We start from the raw sequence: 20,322 nt of genomic DNA, 5'->3' as shown, positions 1-20,322 counted from the left end.
GAATAGGTCGTCCGTCCGCTTAATCATACTCTACTTTCGCTGATTGAGCCCCGATTATTTTGTTTGACTGAACCGCTTTCCCTTACCAGGAAGTAACTGCTTGTTTACAGTTTAAGTACTCTCCATTTCTTATTTACGGGTAAAACGGTTCAAAATCGGGAATTGACGCAACTCGGCTACCGATAAAAACTTGAACTGGAACAGTAAAACGAGATAGAAGGTACCCAGTACTGTAAGTGTGCAAAGAAAAACCAACAGATTGTCCGCATATCCGGGAATCAATTGCTTCAACAGCTTTCCTGCCCACCAGGTAATGGAAAACAAGCAGGCCATTTTCAAAAAATCCATCCATGGCAGTTTGAAGGAGATGACTTTTATCAAGGTCGCCATGTGGAGCATGGTTCCGAGGACTACCCCCACAATCATTCCCAAGGCAACGCCCATGATCCCAAATTGGGGATTGGTAGCAAAGATGATCAGAACGATGAATTTTATCCCTGTGCTGATAATACTGTTCCACATTGCTTCTTTTGCGAAATTTAGCGCCTGCAGGGCAGCATTTAACGGAAATTGGACATACAACATGACAAAGAACGGAGCCATCAGTACCAAAAAACGGCTCGCACTGCTGGTTCCATACATAAATTCAAGAATGGGAACGGAAAAAAGCATCAAGATCACGGTTGCTAAAGCACCGGAAGCAAATGAAATTCGGATTGCCTGATGAATGCGATAATGGACGAGCTGTTTGTTTTGCTTGGCGTCTGCTTCACTGATATTAGGCACCATGGCAACAGCAAGTGAGTGGGTGATGAAGGTCGGCATGAACAGCAATGGAAGCGCGTATCCTGTAAGCGAACCATAAAGTTTAGTCGCAGCTACCGTATGAAAACCTGCAATCGCTAGACTTTGTGAAACGAGAATCGGCTCGAGAAAATTGGAAATAGAACCAACAAGACGGCTTCCAGTTCCGGGCAAGGCGATCGACATAAGTTCATTGAATGTCTGCCGTCCAGATTTAATATATTGAAGGACGTCAGCCCGCAACTTGATACGCTTTTTCATTTTAAACATGCGGAACATAAAAAACAACGAGCAAAGTTCCCCGACAATAACAGAAAACATGGCGCCGGCAGCTGCAAACTCTACTCCGTAGGGAAGAAATAACTTTACCAAGAATGAAACACAGCAAATCCGGACTACTTGTTCAATGACTTGAGCATAGCTTTGTGGTTTCATGTTTTGTCTTCCCTGGAAGTAACCGCGGATGACAGAGGAAACAGCCGAAATCGGCACCATCGGACTGATTGCGAGCAATGGATAAAGCGTTCGTTCATCTGTCAAAAACTTCGTCGCTACAATCGGAGCAATTAAAATTAGCCCTGCGAGGAATATGACGCTCAGCGTTCCGGTTATAGTCAGAGAAATAATTAGAATGCGTTTAATTTTTTTTAGATCGCCATGCGCTTCTGCTTCTGCGACACGCTTGGAGATAGCTATGGGCAGCCCGAACTGGGTGAGGGTATAGACGAGGAACAAAGTCGGAAGAGCCATCATATACAGGCCTATTCCTTCCTCACCCATTAACCTTGCTACTATGATTCGATTGATAAAGCCTAGAAACCTGGTAATCATGCCAGCTGCTATCAATATCAGGGTCCCCTGAAGAAATGTTTGCTTGGTCACAAGTAACGACCTGCCTTCTCAAATTTTTATAATTCATATACAATGAATGTATATGCAAGGTAGTTGGCCAAGCATGACAGGCAGGTATAAAAATTATCGAACGCTAGAGGGGGCGCACCATTGTGGAAGAAAAACTGGTTGATGAGTGGAAGAAAGAAATGGATTTGATACTGGAAAGCAAAGTGGAAGAATTTAAATTGATGGGGTACTCCCGGGCGACTTCAAATGATGTGTGGAATTGTCTCAAGAAGAAAGTGTGGAAAGGCAATCCCTCGAAGCGTGTTCATGAAGTTGTGGGAGATATTTTTCATTTGAGTTCAACTATTTATATGAGTTATTTAACCGTGCAAGCTTATCAAGACGACGATATAATGGCATCGATCGCCGCTTTATCCGGCCCTGCTGAAGAAGAAGGTTAAGAATAGTCCATTGACCTTCATGTAAATAATTTCTATAATGTTCCTATGTGTTGCTTGATAAGATACTAATGAAAAAAGAACCCGGCAATTTAGCCGGTCACAAATTAGCTGTATTTGCTGTTAGAGCGGATGGAGTAGAGGAGGCACAAACAGGATGGTTAAAAGAGGCAGAATCGTTGCCTTTTTTCTAATCGTGTTGATTTTTGCAGGGACGATTGGGACAACGATTACAGGGATAACCAAAGATATCAAGCTAGGCCTTGATTTACAGGGTGGTTTTGAAGTTTTATATGAAGTGGAAACACTGGATGGCGACTCGGATGTCAGCATGGACACGTTGGAAGCGACGACGGAAGCCCTCCGTGAACGTGTCGATGTTCTCGGTGTCAATGAACCGAATTTCAACATTGAAGAGCCAAACCGGATCCGGGTCCAGCTTGCCGGAGTGGAAGATCAGAATGAGGCACGGGAGTTGCTCTCGACTTCGGCTGAATTATCATTCCGGGATGTGAATGATAAGGAATACTTAAACGGAGATGATTTAAAAGAAAACAGCGCTCGGCAGGACTTTGATCCAAATACGAATCAGCCGATCGTTACCCTTCAATTGAAGGACCCTTCAAAATTCGCCGATGTTACGAGACAAATTTCGCAGATGCCCGATAATCGATTGGTCATCTGGATGGATTATGAAGAAGGAGATTCATTTGAAGAAGAATCGAAGAAAGAGGACCCTAAATATATTTCGGCACCGGCTGTCAATCAAACGCTGAATACATCGAATGTTCAAATCAGCGGGAACTTCACTGTAGATTCTGCACAACGATTGGCAGATATTTTGAATGCCGGTTCATTGCCGGTTAATTTGACAGAGGTATATTCCACCTCGGTGGGAGCTCAATTCGGGCAACAGGCGCTTGATAAAACGGTATTTGCCGGTTTTATTGGAGTAGCGCTCATCTTCTTGTTTATGATGATTTACTACCGTTTTCCTGGTGTAGTTGCATCAATAACCCTAAGTATTTATATTTATTTGATTTTACTTGTATTTGAATGGATGAACGGGGTATTGACGCTGCCGGGAATCGCTGCTTTGATCTTAGGGGTAGGAATGGCGGTCGACGCCAACATTATCACGTATGAACGGATTAAAGAGGAACTGAAATCCGGCAAATCGGTACAGTCCGCTTTCAAAGCCGGTAACAAAAATTCCTTGTCTACCATTCTCGACGCCAATATCACCACGATGATTGCGGCTGCCGTGTTATTTATTTTCGGGACGAGCTCGGTTAAAGGGTTTGCCACCATGCTGATAATCAGCATATTGGTCAGCTTTATTACAGCTGTTTACGGGACAAGGCTATTTCTCGGACTTTGGGTAAACAGTCGCTTTCTAAATAAGCGTCCTGGATGGTTCGGTGTGAAAAGCAAGGATATTCAGGATAAAGCCAGTACAGAAGAAGTGGAACCGAAGCTATTTGGACGAACATTTGATTTGGTGAGCCATCGTAAAAAGTTCTTTTCCATCTCACTGATTCTTGTCCTTGCCGGTGTCATTTGCCTTTCTGTCTTCCGCTTGAACCTCGGAATCGACTTTACTGCAGGCTCCAGAGTAGAAGTTCTTTCTGAAACAAGCCTAACTCAGGAAGCAATTGAAGAAGATTTCGAGGAACTAGGATATTCTCCGGAACAAATTGTTATTTCCGGTGATAATAACGACATAGCGGTTGCAAGGTTTGGTACTGTCTTGGCTCAGGATGAAGTAGGGGAGATACAAGATTATTTCAGCAATGAGTACGGGAACAATCCAAGCGTTAGTACGGTATCACCTGTTGTTGGACAGGAGCTCGCCAAAAACGCTGTAATGGCAGTATTGTACGCAGCAATTTGTATCATCATATACGTGACAATCCGGTTTGAATTTTTCTTTGCGCTCACGTCCATTATCGCCTTGCTGCATGATGCATTTTTCATCGTAGCACTGTTCAGTATTACGAGGATGGAATTCGATATTACGATCATCGCGGCAATATTGACGATAGTCGGTTATTCGATCAACGATACCATCGTTACATTTGACCGGGTCCGGGAAAACCTGAAGCTGAAGAAACGAGTGAAATCGTTCGGCGAGCTAGCGAAAATCGTTAACCGCAGCTTAATGCAAACCTTGGCGAGAAGTTTCAATACCGTTATCACGGTTGTGTTTGCTGCCGTTATGCTGCTATTGTTCGGCGCAACCTCAATCACTTATTTTTCGTTTGCGCTAGTTGTCGGACTGATTGCCGGCACCTATTCGTCATTATTTATTGCAGCGCAGCTTTGGTTGATTTTCCGTGGTAGAAATATCAAAGAAAAACCGATCAACTATGTGAAGAAAAAACAAACCGGTGGACCGCAGGTTTAAAGTAAACCACCGAAGATGGAGACCACTAAAAAGTCCTTTTTAATCTAAGAGTGCTGTAAAAAGTTTGTTATTGATTCCACGATGAGCGATCGGTGGTGACGCCTGCGGGAACAGCACGAGCTGAAAATCCCGCTGAGGAAGTTGAAGCCGTGCCCGTGGAACGCGTAGTTTCTCGATTCGAAGCACGCATCAAACAACACGATAAAAAGAAGTCTCACTTTACAAAAAAACCGAGCGAATTCAATCAGCATTTAGAATTCGTTCGGTTTTTGCTTTAATGGCCATGCTTTTGTCCGGCCTCTTTTTCTTGTAGACGTCATTGCCCCCCAGCTTACTAGCTCAATTTCTGTAGCAAATGGCTTTAAGACAAAAACCTCCAGAAACTTCCTAAAAGAGATGATTACAGATGACCAACTGGAGTTGCGAAGTTTTTTTTCTGCTTATGTTGGGAAGTATATCCGTAGCCGATGTTTACAACCTTCTATCATGCGGTTAAAGGAGGAAACAAATGAAAGGGCAAAGCTATATCATTCTTGCACTCATATTTGCATTGATCGTAGCGATTTTCGCTGTTATTAATGTCGAACCTGTAGAAGTCGATTACTTATTCGGAACCGGAAATGCACCGTTGATTCTTGTCATCTTAATATCTGTCTTGATGGGTGGATTGATTACAGCTGCTGTCGGCTGGGTCAAGGTGCTGCGACTGCAAAGGGAAGTCCGCTCCCTGAAAAAGGAAAACGAACAACTAAACGAACCTGTTGTTGAGATTGATTCGACCGAAGGCAGTCAGGAACAAGAGGAGAAGGAAGGATTGCCCGATCACAATGAATGATGAGAATGATGGAAAATCCATTTGCTACCCCTGATTCACTCTAGTATAATAAGTGGGTCAGGGGTGAATTTATGTTACAAAGCCAAGCAAATTGGAAGTTTACATATAGCGATTCAGATAACGATATCGGTCTTCGAGAGGAGTTTTCCTTGGCCCCGGTAACAGAGCGGCTGTTGTTTCAGAGAGGGATCGTTTCAAAGGAGCAGGCAGAAAAATTCCTTCATCCAAGCCTAGAGGACTTACATGATCCGGTTTTGATGAATGATATCGGTAAGGCTGCTGAAAGAGTGCACCAAGCCATAGCAGAAGGAGAAAAAATTCTAGTCTTTGGTGACTATGATGCAGATGGGGTTAGCTCGACTGCTGTCATGCTAGAGGCGCTTCGAGAATTAGGAGCGGATTGTACCTTTTACATCCCCAACCGTTTTACAGAAGGGTACGGACCCAATGAACAAGCTTTCCGTAAAGCGAAAACGGAAGGAGTAGACTTGATCATCACGGTGGATACAGGGATTGCAGCAGTTGAGGAGGCGGAAATCGCCAGAGAAATCGGCGTGGATCTCATCATTACAGACCACCATGAAGTGCAAGAGCAGCTTCCTGCTGCGCTGGCGATCGTCCACCCAAAATGCTCCACCGACTACCCGTTTCAAGAACTTGCCGGCGTCGGCGTAGCGTTTAAATTCGCCCAGCACTTACTTGGCTATTTTCCCAAGCACTTGTTGGATTTGACTGTGATTGGAACCATCGCTGATTTGGTACCGCTGGTCAATGAGAATAGAGTGTTGGCTAAATTTGGCTTGAAAGCCATCTCACAATCAAACCGTCCAGGGATAAAAGCTTTGAAGAAGGTTTGTAAAATAGAGGGCGATATTACCGAAGAACATATCGGTTTTTTTATTGGCCCGAGAATCAATGCCGTGGGAAGACTTCAGGATGCAGATATGGCTGTGGATTTACTGCTGACCCAAGATGCATCCGAGGCCGAGGAATTGGCAGGGTTCATTCAGGAACTGAATCTGGAAAGGCAGAAAATAGTTGCCGATATAGCCAAAGAAGCTGAAGCATTGGTAGAAGCAGGCGATACTGGGGAACATGTGATTGTTGCTGCCCAAGAGGGATGGAATGAAGGGGTGCTGGGGATTGTAGCATCCAAATTGGTAAGGAAGTATGATCGTCCGGCGATTGTTTTATCCATCAACGCTGACAAGAAACAGGCCAAAGGGTCGGCAAGAAGTATCGATGCTTTTGACCTGTTTAAAAACTGTATGGAAATCAGGGAAACCTTTACGCACTTTGGCGGGCATGCGCAAGCTGCCGGTATGACACTGCCGGTGGAAAATCTCCCGATACTTCGTAATCTTTTGAACGATGCTGCAGCTAGCAAACTTACGGAAGAGGATTACAAACAGTCACTGACAATAGATTCAACCGTCAATATCGAGGAGCTGGATGTCTCGATCATCAAGGAGATTAATAAACTTGCGCCGTTCGGGATGAGCAACCCAAAACCGTTATTCCACGTTCAAGCCAAGCCTAAAGAAATCAGGCAGATCGGAAGCCAGCAAAATCATTTGAAGTTTTCCTTTCAGGGAGAGCAAAAAATAGTGGATGGCGTTGCTTTCGGAATGGGTGATCTCTACCATAAAATTTCTCCGCGTTCCACACTAGATGTGATTGGAGAGTTGGAGATTAACGAATGGAATGGGAAACAAAAAGTGCAGCTCATGGTTAAAGATCTGGCAGTGAATGTTTGGCAGCTTTTTGATTATCGAGGATCCAGGCACCTTTCAAAGCAAATACCATTGGAGCTTTTTCAGGAAAGTCTTGCTGTCTGCTTTCATGAGGAATCCATGGAGCAACGTGTACCAGCTGAAGTCAAAGTATCGTTATATAGCGAGGACAAGCTGTCTTACTGGGAACGGGTAAATATCGACAGTTTGATTTTGCTCGATTTGCCTGAACGTTTAGATGACTTGGAGCATCTGCTGTCCCGGTTGAAACCAGATAAAATCTTTGCCTGTTTTTATGAAAAAGACGGCCACTTCCTGGAAGTGCTTCCGAGCCGGGAAGATTTCAAGTGGTTCTATGCCATGATGTTACAGCGAAAACAGTTTGACATGAAAAAAGAATTAGATTTACTTGCGAAACACAAAGGCTGGAAGCAAGAAAAGATAAAATTTATCAGCGAAGTGTTTTTTGAATTGGAATTTGTTAAAATAGAAGATGGTCTGCTAAAAACAAATCCTCACCCAGCAAAAAAGGATTTAACCGAAGCGCCTGCATATCAAAAGATGCAAAACAGGCTGGAAATAGAAAAAACACTTTATTACTCGTCTTATGATGAATTGAGAGCATGGTTTGATCCATTTATGGAAAAGAGCGGATCACCTAAGGAGGAAGTAAGCCATGGATTATAAAAAATATATTACCGTAGTAGAAGATTGGCCTAAAGAGGGAGTGAGATTCAAAGATATCACAACCCTCATGGATAACGGGACTGCTTATAAGTCTGCAGTGGATGAAATTGTTGAGTATTCCCGCAACAAAGAGATCGACCTGGTTGTAGGTCCGGAAGCGAGAGGGTTTATTGTCGGCTGCCCAGTTTCCTATGCGTTGGAAGTCGGCTTTGCCCCGGTCAGAAAAGAAGGCAAGCTGCCGCGTGAAGTGATCAAAGTCGATTACGGTCTTGAATATGGAAAAAATGTACTGACAATCCACAAGGATGCCATCAAGCCTGGTCAGCGTGTCTTGATCACGGATGATTTGCTGGCGACAGGAGGAACAATCGAAGCAACCATCAAACTTGTGGAAGAGCTTGGAGGTATTGTTGCAGGTTGTGCCTTCCTGATAGAATTGACTTACTTACACGGCCGTGAAAAGCTGGATGGCTATGAGGTTCTTACTTTAATGCAATACTAAATAAAAGCAAAAAGAAGGAGTGCTCTCAGGAGTACTCCTGTTTAGCTACATTCCAGTGTGTTTTTACGGTTGAACAAACTTTTTTTCTTTACTTTTTTTACGCTTTTTTTATACTAGAAGAAAGCATAAACAGCAAATGATGTTATTTTACACTTTTTGCAACAGGTGAATCTTAAGAGATGTAAACGAAAACTTTCTTACTTGATTCAGGCGATCTGCCGTTTTTAATATGTTAGATTTTTATTCCCAACTCATTGTCCATTCCAGTGTTCAATAGTAAAAGAAATCAAGGTGATTACATGTCGAAAGATAAAATTTTGACAGCAGAAGATGTCATGGAGCAAGCCGGTACCTATCTTCCCGAAAAAGATATATCCTTTATCAGAGAAGCTTACAATTATGCTGAAAAGGCTCATGAAGGCCAGTATCGGCGATCTGGGGAAGCGTATATTATTCATCCTGTCCAAGTAGCGGGTATTCTCGTCCATTTGGAATTGGATCCAGAGACGATTGCCGGCGGCTTCTTGCATGATGTTGTCGAAGATACCGATGTAACGGTAGAGCAGCTTGCAGAAGCTTTTAATGATGAGGTTGCAATGCTTGTGGATGGCGTTACCAAGCTTGGGAAAATTAAATATAAATCCAAAGAGGCCCAGCAGGCAGAAAATCATCGTAAAATGTTTGTTGCCATGGCCAAAGATATTCGGGTTATCTTGATTAAACTAGCGGACCGACTCCACAACATGCGAACGCTAAAGCATTTGCCGCCTGAGAAGCAGAGGCGGATTTCAAATGAGACACTGGAAATATTTTCTCCTTTGGCGCATCGTCTTGGTATTTCCACCATCAAGTGGGAATTAGAAGACACGGCATTAAGATATTTAAATCCCCAACAGTACTACCGAATCGTGCATTTAATGAAACAAAAGCGCGAGGAACGCGAAAACTACATTGAAGAAGTCATGCAGGAAGTGCAAAAGCAGCTAGATGAAGTCCATATTAAAGCAGATTTTTCCGGACGGCCGAAGCACTTATATAGTATCTATAAAAAGATGGCCTTGCAGAACAAACAGTTTAATGAAATCTATGATTTACTGGCTGTACGGATAATCGTCGACAGTATTAAGGACTGTTATGCTGTATTGGGAATCATCCATACCTGCTGGAAACCGATGCCGGGACGTTTCAAAGATTATATCGCGATGCCGAAACCAAATCTCTATCAATCCTTGCATACAACCGTGATTGGGCCGAAAGGAGCACCCTTGGAAGTCCAAATCCGGACAAAGGATATGCATGAGATTGCCGAATTCGGAATTGCCGCTCATTGGGCGTACAAAGAAGGAAAGCAGCTTGAAAAGAATCAAGAGGATTCAGAAGCCAAGTTGAGCTGGTTCCGGGAAATATTGGAATGGCAAAATGAAACACATGATGCAGAAGAATTCATGGAGTCGTTGAAAGTCGATTTGTTTTCTGATATGGTGTATGTCTTTACACCAAAAGGAGATGTCATTGAGCTTCCATCTGGTTCTGTACCTCTGGATTTTGCCTATAAAATCCATACAGAAGTCGGCAACCAAACAATCGGTGCCAAAGTGAACGGGAAGATGGAGCCACTTGACTACCGACTGCATACCGGTGATATCGTCGAGGTGATGACCTCGAAGCACTCTTATGGACCATCACAAGACTGGCTCAGTATCACGCAGACGTCACAGGCGAAAAACAAAATCAAGCAATTTTTCAAGAAACAACGTCGAGATGAGAATGTGGTCAAAGGAAAAGAATTGGTCGAAAAAGAAGTGAAAGCAGCAGGCTTCGAGCCCAAAGATATTTTAACTGCCGAGAATATTGAAAAAATTGCGGAGAAATTCAATTTCAGCAATGAGGACGATATGTACGCGGCTGTAGGATACCAGGGAATCACCGCTGCACAAATCGCCACACGTCTGACGGAGAAACAGAAAAAACAAAATTTGAAAACGCAGGATTTAGCTGAAACGTTGGAAGGCGTGGCGAAAACAGATGTAAAACCTGGACAAGGTCGAAAAAAAGATTCTGGTGTCCGGGTGGCAGGTGTAGACAATCTGCTAGTCCGGTTGTCTAAATGTTGTAACCCTGTTCCGGGCGACGATATTGTCGGCTATATCACAAAAGGCCGAGGTGTTTCCGTTCATCGGACCGACTGCCCGAATATACAGACAGAAGAAGCAAAGGACCGAATATTAGAGGTTGATTGGGAAAACAATGAGGCATTGTCGAAACAGTATCATGTAGATTTAGAAATCTCCGGGTTCGATCGTCGAGGATTACTGAATGAAGTACTACAAGCTGTCAATGAAACGAAAACAAATATCATTGGAGTCAATGGTAAATCAGATCGCAATAAGGTGGCCCTTATCCATATTACCATCTTGATTCACAATATCAGTCACCTTCGAAGGATAGTGGACAGGCTGAAGCAAATAAAAGATGTATACACGGTAACAAGAATGCTGCAGTAAGGAGTGCTTGAAAGGTGAAAGCTGTCATTCAACGAGCGAAACAAGCCGGGGTTACGGTAGAGGAAAGAACGGTAGGCAAAATAGATTCTGGGCTGGTTGTCTTACTGGGTGTCGGCCATGAGGATACAACAGAAGATGCCAAATATCTGGCGAATAAAATCGTATCACTCCGGATCTTTGAAGATGGTCAGGAAAAGATGAATTTGTCTTTAAAAGACATCGGAGGTAGTGTCCTTTCTATTTCTCAATTCACTTTGTACGCGGATACCAGGAAGGGACGGCGGCCAAACTTCATGCACGCAGCAAAGCCGGGCCCCGCTAAACAGCTGTATGAGGTATTCAATCAGTTTATAGAGGAATCCGGCATCAACGTTGAAACAGGAACATTTGGGGCAGATATGCAGGTCCATCTAATAAACGATGGCCCTGTAACCTTGCTATTGGACAGCTCGGACCGCCGATAAAGAGATGCAACGATTTCCGTGAAAGCAGAAGTGGTTTGAAAGAAAGCAACCCAGACTGATTCCTGAACAACACGCTTTTCAGGATGGCATAGTCGTCGATTGACTTGGGCATACTTAGAATAGAAAAGGGAACAGCGTTAGTTTCGCTTGGCTAGTCGTTAAGAAATCCAATCAATAAGGAGGACTACTGTCGATGCGGTACAACCAAAAGCAATCGGATATGCAGTCAGCAGGACCGAGCATTTTTGGAGCAGACTTTCACCGCTTTATGGAAATTGAAGGGCAGTTGAACAGGATTGAAATTGCTGAAGATCTCGGTATCTCACTTGGTGATGTGAAAAAACTGAAAGAAAAATTGAACCGTGCTTGACAAGAGAAGCGGCAAACATTATGATTATAAACAATTCTTAATATGGACCGAACAACCATGGAAGGGAAAAGTAGGCAGAATTACACGTGAACAGAGAGGAAGTGCCGCAGGTTGAGAGCACTTCTACATGATGATCTGTTGAAAGACGTCCCGGAGGTTTTGTATTGAAGTTAGTAAATACAAACGTTTTGCAGGCGTTAACTGTGAAAGTGGAAGCTGTTAGAACAGCTTCAACCAGGGTGGCAACGCGGGTAAACTCTCGTCCCTTTTTTCATAAAGGGACGAGAGTTTATTTTTTTAAAAGATAAGAAAGTATAAATTTCAGAGATGTCTAGCTCCAGCGCCTACCCCCTCGAGGTCTTAAGCAAGTCCTCTGGGTGGCAATAGGCCGCCGCTTCGAGGCTTTGCTTCAGCTTGTCGGGGGCCCAAACGATGTGGGTCATGCAGGCGTTGCCACAGGACGTGGCGGTTTTAGCCTGTACTCCTTTAAATAGGCGCTTGCGCTTTTCTTTATAGTATAGGAAATTATAAATTTAGCTGACTGTGGATAATTATTGGCTGAACCAGCCACGTCCAGCTCCAGCGCCTACCCCCTCGAGGTCTTAAGCCCACCCTCTGTGTGGCAAAAAGCGCCACGCCGAGGCTGTTCTTAAGCTTGTCGGGGGTGAGCAAGGCGCTTGCGCTTTTGTTCTTTAAGAGAACATCGAATGCGGTCGTGCATTATTCAGGGCACCCAAAACGTCAAAAGTCATATTAAGATAGGAAACTGAAATCTACATAACCATAAGAAACAGGGGGTATGAAAATGAATATCAAGGCACCGAGGGGCACACAGGACCTTTTACCAGAAACGACTGGTAACTGGCAATATGTTGAACAGAAGTTGACGGATTTGTGCAGACGATTTAACTATAAAGAAATACGCACACCTGTGTTCGAACACACCGAATTATTCCAGCGGGGAGTGGGAGACAGTACGGATATTGTACAAAAGGAGATGTACACCTTCGAAGACAGGGGCGGCAGAAGTTTGACCTTGCGGCCTGAAGGAACCGCGTCGGCAGTGCGGGCTTTTGTCGAACATAAGCTGTATGGGATTGCCAATCAGCCGGTCAAGCTGTTTTATTTCGGACCGATGTTCCGTTATGAGCGACCCCAGCAAGGGAGAATGAGACAATTTGTTCAATTCGGTATCGAGGCTTTGGGAAGTGCTGACCCGGCCGTAGATGCGGAAGTGCTCGCATTGGCTATGAGCGCCTATCAAGAATTGGGACTCCGTTCGTTAAAGCTCGTACTTAACAGCTTAGGTGATGCAGAAAGCCGTAACAATCACCGGGAAGCACTGGTTGAGCATTTTTCACCGCATAAAGAGGAGTTATGTGCAGATTGCCAAGTCCGGCTGGAACAAAATCCTCTCCGGATTCTGGATTGTAAAAAGGATAAAGATCACCCAGCAATGGCAACAGCTCCTTCAATCCTGACATATTTAAATGAAGAATCCGAACAATATTTTGCACAAGTAAGGAACCATCTTGATAGCATGGGCATTGATTATGTCATCGATCCTAATCTTGTGCGTGGACTTGATTACTACAACCATACCGCTTTCGAAATCATGAGCAATGCCGAAGGGTTTGGCTCTATTACCACTTTATCGGGCGGAGGCCGCTATAATGGACTTGTCGAAGAACTAGGTGGTCCTGAAACTCCCGGTATCGGGTTTGCAATGAGCCTGGAGCGACTTTTGATGGCTTTGGAAGCCGAAGGTATTGAATTGCCGGTGGACGATGGACTCGATTGCTTTTTTGTATCTCTTGGAGACCAAGCTGAAAAGGCTGCAGTCCACTATACTTATGAATTAAGAAAAGCTGGCGTTCAAGTAGATAAGGATTACCAGCAGCGGAAATTCAAAGCACAATTCAAAGCTGCGGACCGCTTAAAAGCAAAGTATGTAGTAATCCTTGGGGAAGAAGAACTGCAAAATAATTCAGCTACGGTGCGAAATATGAATACCGGGGAGCAGGAAGATGTTTCGCTCCATCAATTGGTTGCTTATATGAAGAAAGAGTTGGAAGGAGGAAACTAATATGGCAGAATCAAGACAAATGGCAGGCAGGCTTTCAAGAGAATCAGTCGATGAACAAGTGACATTAAAAGGGTGGGTACAAAAACGCCGCGATTTGGGTGGTTTGATTTTTATCGATCTAAGAGACCGCTCCGGCATTGTGCAGGTGGTTTTCAATCCGGACGTTTCTCGGGAAGCACTTGAGGTCGCTGAACGGGTTAGAAGTGAATATGTTGTAGAAATCGAAGGAACGGTGGTCGAAAGAGACAGCGCAACCGTCAATGAAAAAATGGCCACCGGTGAAATCGAAATCTCGGTAACAAGTATCAAAATTTTGAATACATCGAAGACGCCTCCCTTCCAAATCGAAGGGGATACGGATGTATCTGAAGATTTGCGGTTGAAGTATCGTTATATCGACTTAAGAAGAGAACCGATGCAAAATACGTTTAAGCTGCGGCATCAAACAACCCAAGCGATTCGAAGTTTTTTAAATGAAGAAGATTATTTAGAAATGGAAACTCCCATGCTGACAAAAAGCACGCCGGAAGGGGCTCGTGATTATTTAGTTCCGAGCAGGGTGCACCCGGGTCACTTTTATGCGCTTCCGCAGTCGCCCCAGTTATTTAAACAACTGCTAATGGTTTCCGGATTTGAAAAGTATTATCAATTTGCCCGCTGTTTCCGTGACGAAGATCTACGTGCGGATCGGCAACCTGAATTTACCCAAATCGATATAGAGACTTCTTTCTTGTCGAGTGAAGAAATCATGGCAATGGCTGAGCGAATGATGAAAAGGGTAATGAAACAGGTGAAGGCTATGGATATTGAAACGCCTTTCCCACGAATGAGCTACGAAGAAGCGATGGAAAGATTCGGTTCAGACAAACCGGATACAAGGTTTGCGATGGAATTAGTCACTGTTTCCGAAGTAGTGAAAGACTCTGGGTTTAGCGTTTTCAGCAGTGCAGTGAAGAATGGCGGAAAAGTCAGTGCCCTGAATGTTAAAGGTGCAGCACCAGATTACTCCCGAAAAGACATCGACCAGCTGACAGAGTTCGTAAAGATTTATGGAGCTAAAGGTCTTGCCTGGTTGAAAAGACAAGGAACCGAATTAAAAGGTCCTATCGCTAAATTTTTGACAGAACAGGAAGCGGAAAATTTAATGCAAGTGCTGGAAGTAGAAGATGGCGATTTATTGTTGTTTGTGGCCGATAAGGTGTCGGTGGTACACGAAAGTCTTGGTGCCCTTCGTTTGAAGCTGGGGAAAGAACGGAAGTTGATTGATGAGTCATTATTCCATTTCCTTTGGGTTACGGATTGGCCGTTATTAGAATATGACGAAGAACTGGGGCGTTACTTTGCTGCTCATCATCCGTTTACAATGCCTGTCCAGCAGGATATCGACAAGCTGGATACCCATCCACAGGAAGTAAAAGCGGAAGCCTATGATCTTGTTCTTAATGGTTATGAACTGGGCGGCGGCTCTTTACGTATTTATCAGCGGGAAATGCAAAATAAAATGTTTGAGGTATTGGGATTTTCTCAGGAAGAGGCAGAGGAGCAGTTCGGATTCCTGCTTGATGCGTTGGAACATGGAGCTCCACCACATGGGGGCATCGCACTTGGTTTCGACCGTTTTATCATGCTGCTAGCCGGCAGAACAAACTTGCGGGATACGATCTTGTTTCCTAAAACAGCTTCAGCATCTGACTTGCTTACTGAAGCACCGGGTGGTGTAAGCCAAGCTCAGCTGGATGAATTGAATTTGACACGGAAAGAACCTGAACGAAAATCCTGACATTGCAAACATGTAACAAATGTTATGGAAACGTCATGAGTAAGCTTCTTGAAAGCCGGATACTTCTGTGCTATCATTTGAGTATAACTTAAGCGGCACTCATTTATGGAGGCCGCTATCAATCCTGATGTGTTCGTCTCATCCAATACGTTTTGACCGAACATTTAGTTGAACGGGAGCCTGCGGTTTCTATGCGGCGTGCAAGCCTCATTGGAATGTCTGATGAGAGGAAGCATAAAACATAGAACAGGGCACCCACCTGCCGAGAGCGGGTTCAAAACTATCAAGGGGACGGCACAATCGGGATTGAAGCGTACATAATGAAAAACCTTAAGGATGTTTATATCCTTAAGGTTTTTTGCATTATTATCTTAGTAACTGGTTATCTGGCCATATGTTCCAAGTTGCCGTTCTTGTCCATTTTGAAAGCAGACGCAGACAGACTTTCCTGATCATCGAACACCACCATTTTACGGGCACGATCCATGATTTGAATCAGTACTTGGTAATCTTCCTGAATTGCCTGCAGCTGCTCTTTTGTGTCTCCCAGCTGTTTCTTAAGCTGGTGGTTTTCTTCTTTAAGAGATTCATTATCATCTGTTAAGGCCTTAACATCCAATTGGGACTTCCTGGAATCATGATAACCCTGTTTTAATGAAGTTAAATAGTCAATAACCATATCCAAATTGATAGACGCCGCGTTTTCCTCTTCCGCTACTTGATCAGGTAAATAGAATTGTTCATTTTCCGTTTCCTTAACTTCTTCTACCGGACCAGACAAAAAGGCAGGAGCTGGTTTTTGGACGGTTTTCTGTTGTTTGGCAAGTGCGCGTTTCTTCTCTTTTCGTTGTCGCTTTGCGATATCTACAGCCTGTTCATATTTCTTTCTTACCTCGGCATTCCAGCGGAATCCGCAAGCAGCCGAGGTTCTATTTAATTTATCCCCGACTTCTTCAAAAGCATTCAATTGGGTGCTGCCTTCTCTGATATGTCTTAATACTGTTTCGGCCAACAGCAAGTCATCTTCATGTGACCAAGCGTCTTGTCTAACTTTAACCAAAGTATTCACTCCTTCAATAAATTCATAGAAATAGTTTGCAATTTTTATATCTATCTTTGCCGTTTCTATTGTTTTTATACGCAGGAATGTAATACTTTGTCTTTTTTATTCTGGAAATGCTAGCTGTTTTTACTTGAATTTGCTGCTAACATATTATATGTCTCTTATTCCAGATCCGTTGGTTTAAAGATTTTTACAGTTTAAACAATTGCGATACAGGGAAAATCCGTTTTTTTCTGCCACTATGACCAGATTGTCGCCCGGACTCGCCTCGGCAGAACAATTCGCTTCCTATAAGCATGGCTAGCAAAGGATGTTCTTGATCAGACTCCTTTCCCCTTGGATCGAGGAAGTCCACTACGGATTTCACTGAACACGGCAAACCCAGCCGCCAGTGTTTTCTGATATATGATGGTCCAATAGGATTCTATATATTCTGCTTGTGCTGATAGTGCTTTTCTTCTTAATGCTCTCTCTTAGGAAGAAATTGGGGAAGGGATGACAGCGTCTATTTTTGTTTTTTGAAATCTTTTAATTTCCTGTAGATTTCCGCCATTCTTCGTTCCTCTCCAGCTTCAACGGGATGATAATACTGTCTGTCTTTTAATTTTTCAGGAAGATAATCTTGATTAACCCAGCCGCCGAATGAACCGACAGGATAATTGTGTGGGTATAAGTATCCTTCATGCCCCAAATCCTTAGCACCTTTATAATGGGTATCACGCAAATGTAGAGGAATCTCCCCGACTTTCCCTTTCCGAATATCATTTATTGCCATATCAAGGGCTTTGTAGGCGGAATTGGATTTCGTAGACAGACACATATCGACAACAGCGACCGATAAAGGAATCCTTGCCTCAGGCATACCAAGGCGTTCACTTGCCTCCACTGCTGCCAGAACACGACTCCCGACATCTTTGTTTGCCAGTCCAATGTCTTCATAAGCAATCACAAGCAGACGGCGATTGACTGCAGTCAAGTCTCCGCTTTCCAGTAAATGGGCCAAATAATATAAACCGGCATTTACATCACTGCCGCGAATACTTTTTTGCAGACTTGACAACAAGTTATAAAAATTAGAACCTTTTTTATCGCCAAACACACCTGCCTTGTCGATAAATTCTTCCACCGTTTGTTCTTCGAGCACGATTTCTTCCTCTTGTTTACCGGAAGCATAGACAACTGCTTCCAGAACATTCAACGCTTTCCTTGCATCTCCGTTGGTCCCTTCCGCAATTCGCTGAATCACTTTCTCATCAGCAGTGATAGGGAGGTTTCCGAAGCCTCTATCTTCATCTGCCAGCGCGTTCCGAAGCAGTTTCTCAATATCTTTGCTGTCAAGCCTTTCCAGCTGTTTGATCTGTCCGCATCTGCTTCTGATAGCGGGATTGACATCGTGATAGGGATTTTCGGTTGTGGCACCGATCAAGATGATTAATCCTTTTTCCACATGTGGGAGCAAGTAATCTTGCTGTGCTTTGTTAAAGCGATGAATTTCATCGAGAAACAGGATGGTGTTTCCTTCCATTTTCGCTTTTTCGATGACGATTTCTACATCTTTTTTTCCGGCAGTAGTCGCATTCAAGGTGGTGAACGGCATGTTTACTGTACCGGCGATTGCATGGGCAATGGCCGTCTTACCGATACCTGGATCTCCATATAGAAGCATGGATGGTACGTAGCCGTTCATCAGCATTTGGTAGAGTTTTGTCTGTTTTCCAATCACATTTTCCTGACCGACGACTTCATCGATTGTTTTTGGACGCATCCGATAAGCCAATGGTTCTTTGCTTCTCATTATTATTCCCCCTGTTTAATGAAGAGTCCAATTATCGCTCTGTGAGTATATAGCTTGACGTAACCTGATAATGTCTATAAAATAACTATTTTCAAGCGTAATGATAACCTTGATAAAATGCAAGAAACTTGCTATTCATGCTATAATAGCTTTTGGCTAATGATACAATTATAACAAGGAGATAAAGGGTTGAGGGAAAAGGAAGTCTCGATCTCTTTATTAGAAGAACGTTTAAATATACTTGAGACACCTGTTTAAACTAGGTGTTTCCCAATAGAAAACGGACAAATCAGCGGTTATTCAGAAAATGGAATCACAGCTTGATGTATCAAAAAACGGAGTCAAGCAAAACTAAGTCAATAAAAGCTTTCCGCTGATAGAGAGTTATGCATGAAGAGGTGAGGGGAATGAAAATCTCGACCAAGGGCCGATATGGCTTGACGATTATGATAGAGTTAGCGAAAAATTTCGGTAATGGTCCGGTATCATTGAAGACGATTGCCAAGGAGAACGAACTGTCTGAACATTACTTAGAACAGTTGGCAGCCCCGCTGCGGAATGCCTGTTTGGTAAAGAGTGTACGGGGAGCCTATGGAGGATATATTCTGGCTAAACAGCCGAACGAGATTACCGCTGGTGATATCATTCGAGTATTAGAGGGACCTATCACTCCTGTAGAAGGGATAGAGGATGAAGAACCTGCTAAACAGGCCTTGTGGTTACGTGTCAGGGATGCTGTGAAAAATGTACTGGATACGACTACCCTTGATGATTTGCGAAAGCACGGTGATGATGACAGCCAGGAAGCCTATATGTTTTATATTTGAGAGAAGGGAGGATAAAAATGGAACCAATTTATTTAGATCATGCAGCGACGACACCGGTGCATCCGGAAGTGACAAAAGCCATGCTGCCGGTATTGCAGGAAGTGTTCGGTAATCCTTCCAGTGTACATCATTTTGGTCGAAAGGCAAGACAGGTAATCGATGAAGCACGCCGCGTAATAGCTGGGAGTATACATGCAAATGAAAAAGAGATTGTGTTTACGAGCGGTGGGACGGAAGCAGATAATCTCGCCGTTGTCGGAACCGCTCTGGCAAATCGAGAACGCGGTATGCATGTAATCACTACACAAATCGAACACCATGCCACTCTCCATGCTGCCGAATACTTGGAAAAACAGGGTTTTGAAATTACCTATCTCCCTGTCGGACCGGAAGGAAAAGTATCGGTGGACGAGCTGGAGTCTGTATTGAGAGAAGATACCATTTTAGTATCGATTATGGCTGTAAATAATGAAACAGGAATGATACAGCCAATGAAAGAGATTGGCGGAGTTTTGAAGGATCATCCTGCTTATTTCCATACAGATGCTGTGCAGGCATACGGTCTCCTGGATATTAATGTCGACGAATGGAATGTTGATTTGCTGACTGCTTCTTCCCACAAAATCAACGGACCAAAGGCTGGTGGATTTCTTTACATGAGAGAGGGTGTCCAGATTGCAGCCTTGCAATACGGAGGACAGCAGGAAAGGAAACGCAGGCCCGGAACGGAAAATGTTTCCGGCATAAAAGGATTCCAGCGGGCAGTTGAATTGGCTGTGGAAAAACGTGCGGAACGGCAGCGCGAATACGGAGAATTCAAACAGATTTTTCTGCAAAAACTGAAACAAGAAAATGTTCGGTTTATTATAAACGGGATGGAAACGGAAACGGTTCCTGCAATTGTCAACATTAGCTTTCCTGGTACAAACGTTGAGGCTCTTCTCACGAACTTCGATTTATCAGGTGTTGCGGCTTCCAGCGGCAGCGCCTGCACAGCTGGTTCGATTGAGCCTTCTCATGTATTGTCGGCAATGTTCGGAAAAGGAGATGACCGTACGACTAACTCGATACGATTCAGCTTCGGGCTTGCCAATAGCAAAGAAAATGTGGAAGAGGCCGCTGAACGTGTCGCTTCCATTGTCAATCGGCTGGCGCAATAGTTAAAGA

15 protein-coding genes, 1 other RNA gene and 1 other annotated feature are annotated in these 20,322 nt (G+C 43.8%); of the genes, 13 read left to right on the top strand and 3 right to left on the bottom strand.

Annotation, left to right across the window (positions count from 1 at the left end; genetic code table 11):
• Positions 1-129 precede the first annotated feature (129 nt).
• On the bottom strand, positions 130-1,686 hold the full coding sequence (gene spoVB, locus ERJ70_RS11980; protein WP_209365090.1) for a stage V sporulation protein B: 1,557 nt from the start codon (positions 1,684-1,686) through the stop codon (positions 130-132).
• A gap of 122 nt (positions 1,687-1,808) precedes the next feature.
• Between spoVB and ERJ70_RS11975 the strand changes: the two genes are divergently transcribed.
• The 11 genes from ERJ70_RS11975 to ssrS all read left to right on the top strand — a co-directional run bounded on the left by ERJ70_RS11975 (position 1,809) and on the right by ssrS (position 15,781).
• Positions 1,809-2,105, top strand: a complete 297-nt coding sequence (locus ERJ70_RS11975) for a post-transcriptional regulator (RefSeq protein WP_309506965.1) — start codon at positions 1,809-1,811, stop codon at positions 2,103-2,105.
• Positions 2,106-2,259: 154 nt separating this feature from the next.
• Complete coding sequence (secDF, locus tag ERJ70_RS11970; RefSeq protein WP_209365089.1) at positions 2,260-4,509, top strand: protein translocase subunit SecDF; 2,250 nt, start codon at positions 2,260-2,262, stop codon at positions 4,507-4,509.
• 508 nt (positions 4,510-5,017) lie between these two features.
• Positions 5,018-5,344, top strand: coding sequence for a LapA family protein (locus tag ERJ70_RS11965; RefSeq protein WP_209365088.1), 327 nt, complete (start codon positions 5,018-5,020; stop codon positions 5,342-5,344).
• A 71-nt stretch (positions 5,345-5,415) separates the two neighbouring features.
• Positions 5,416-7,764: a single-stranded-DNA-specific exonuclease RecJ gene (gene recJ / locus ERJ70_RS11960; protein WP_209365087.1), complete on the top strand. Its 2,349-nt coding sequence runs from the start codon at positions 5,416-5,418 to the stop codon at positions 7,762-7,764.
• Positions 7,754-8,266, top strand: coding sequence for an adenine phosphoribosyltransferase (locus ERJ70_RS11955; RefSeq protein WP_209365086.1), 513 nt, complete (start codon positions 7,754-7,756; stop codon positions 8,264-8,266). Before recJ ends, ERJ70_RS11955 begins: the two co-directional genes overlap by 11 nt.
• 299 nt (positions 8,267-8,565) lie before the next feature.
• Positions 8,566-10,770, top strand: a complete 2,205-nt coding sequence (locus ERJ70_RS11950) for a RelA/SpoT family protein (RefSeq protein WP_209365085.1) — start codon at positions 8,566-8,568, stop codon at positions 10,768-10,770.
• Between the two features lie 14 nt (positions 10,771-10,784).
• On the top strand, positions 10,785-11,234 hold the full coding sequence (gene dtd / locus ERJ70_RS11945; RefSeq protein WP_209365084.1) for a D-aminoacyl-tRNA deacylase: 450 nt from the start codon (positions 10,785-10,787) through the stop codon (positions 11,232-11,234).
• A 193-nt stretch (positions 11,235-11,427) separates the two neighbouring features.
• A complete protein-coding gene (locus ERJ70_RS11940) occupies positions 11,428-11,604 on the top strand; it encodes a hypothetical protein (RefSeq protein WP_209365083.1) in 177 nt (58 codons plus the stop codon).
• A 49-nt stretch (positions 11,605-11,653) separates the two neighbouring features.
• Positions 11,654-11,874 (top strand) — a binding site (T-box leader).
• Positions 11,875-12,409: 535 nt separating this feature from the next.
• Positions 12,410-13,690, top strand: a complete 1,281-nt coding sequence (gene hisS / locus ERJ70_RS11935; RefSeq protein WP_209365082.1) for a histidine--tRNA ligase — start codon at positions 12,410-12,412, stop codon at positions 13,688-13,690.
• Position 13,691: 1 nt separating this feature from the next.
• Entirely contained in the window at positions 13,692-15,470 is a 1,779-nt protein-coding gene (gene aspS / locus ERJ70_RS11930; RefSeq protein ID WP_209365081.1) for an aspartate--tRNA ligase, read from the top strand.
• Positions 15,471-15,588: 118 nt separating this feature from the next.
• A non-coding RNA gene (gene ssrS, locus ERJ70_RS11925) (6S RNA) lies at positions 15,589-15,781 on the top strand.
• Between the two features lie 71 nt (positions 15,782-15,852).
• Here ssrS and ERJ70_RS11920 read toward each other — a convergent pair.
• On the bottom strand, positions 15,853-16,530 hold the full coding sequence (locus tag ERJ70_RS11920; protein WP_209365080.1) for an RsfA family transcriptional regulator: 678 nt from the start codon (positions 16,528-16,530) through the stop codon (positions 15,853-15,855).
• Positions 16,531-17,038: 508 nt separating this feature from the next.
• Positions 17,039-18,328 (bottom strand): replication-associated recombination protein A, encoded by a 1,290-nt coding sequence (locus tag ERJ70_RS11915; protein ID WP_209365079.1) that lies wholly within the window; start codon positions 18,326-18,328, stop codon positions 17,039-17,041.
• 407 nt (positions 18,329-18,735) lie between these two features.
• Here ERJ70_RS11915 and cymR point away from each other — a divergent pair, with 407 nt between their 5' ends.
• Both cymR and ERJ70_RS11905 read left to right on the top strand, forming a co-directional pair.
• Complete coding sequence (cymR, locus tag ERJ70_RS11910; protein WP_209365078.1) at positions 18,736-19,155, top strand: cysteine metabolism transcriptional regulator CymR; 420 nt, start codon at positions 18,736-18,738, stop codon at positions 19,153-19,155.
• A 17-nt stretch (positions 19,156-19,172) separates the two neighbouring features.
• Positions 19,173-20,315, top strand: coding sequence for a cysteine desulfurase family protein (locus ERJ70_RS11905; protein WP_209365077.1), 1,143 nt, complete (start codon positions 19,173-19,175; stop codon positions 20,313-20,315).
• Positions 20,316-20,322: the final 7 nt, after the last annotated feature.

It is taken from the genome of Sediminibacillus dalangtanensis, assembly GCF_017792025.1.
Lineage (GTDB): Bacteria > Bacillota > Bacilli > Bacillales > Amphibacillaceae > Sediminibacillus > Sediminibacillus dalangtanensis.
The sequence above is the reverse complement of the archived record's forward strand: the minus strand, read 5'-3'. Positions and strand labels throughout refer to the sequence as shown.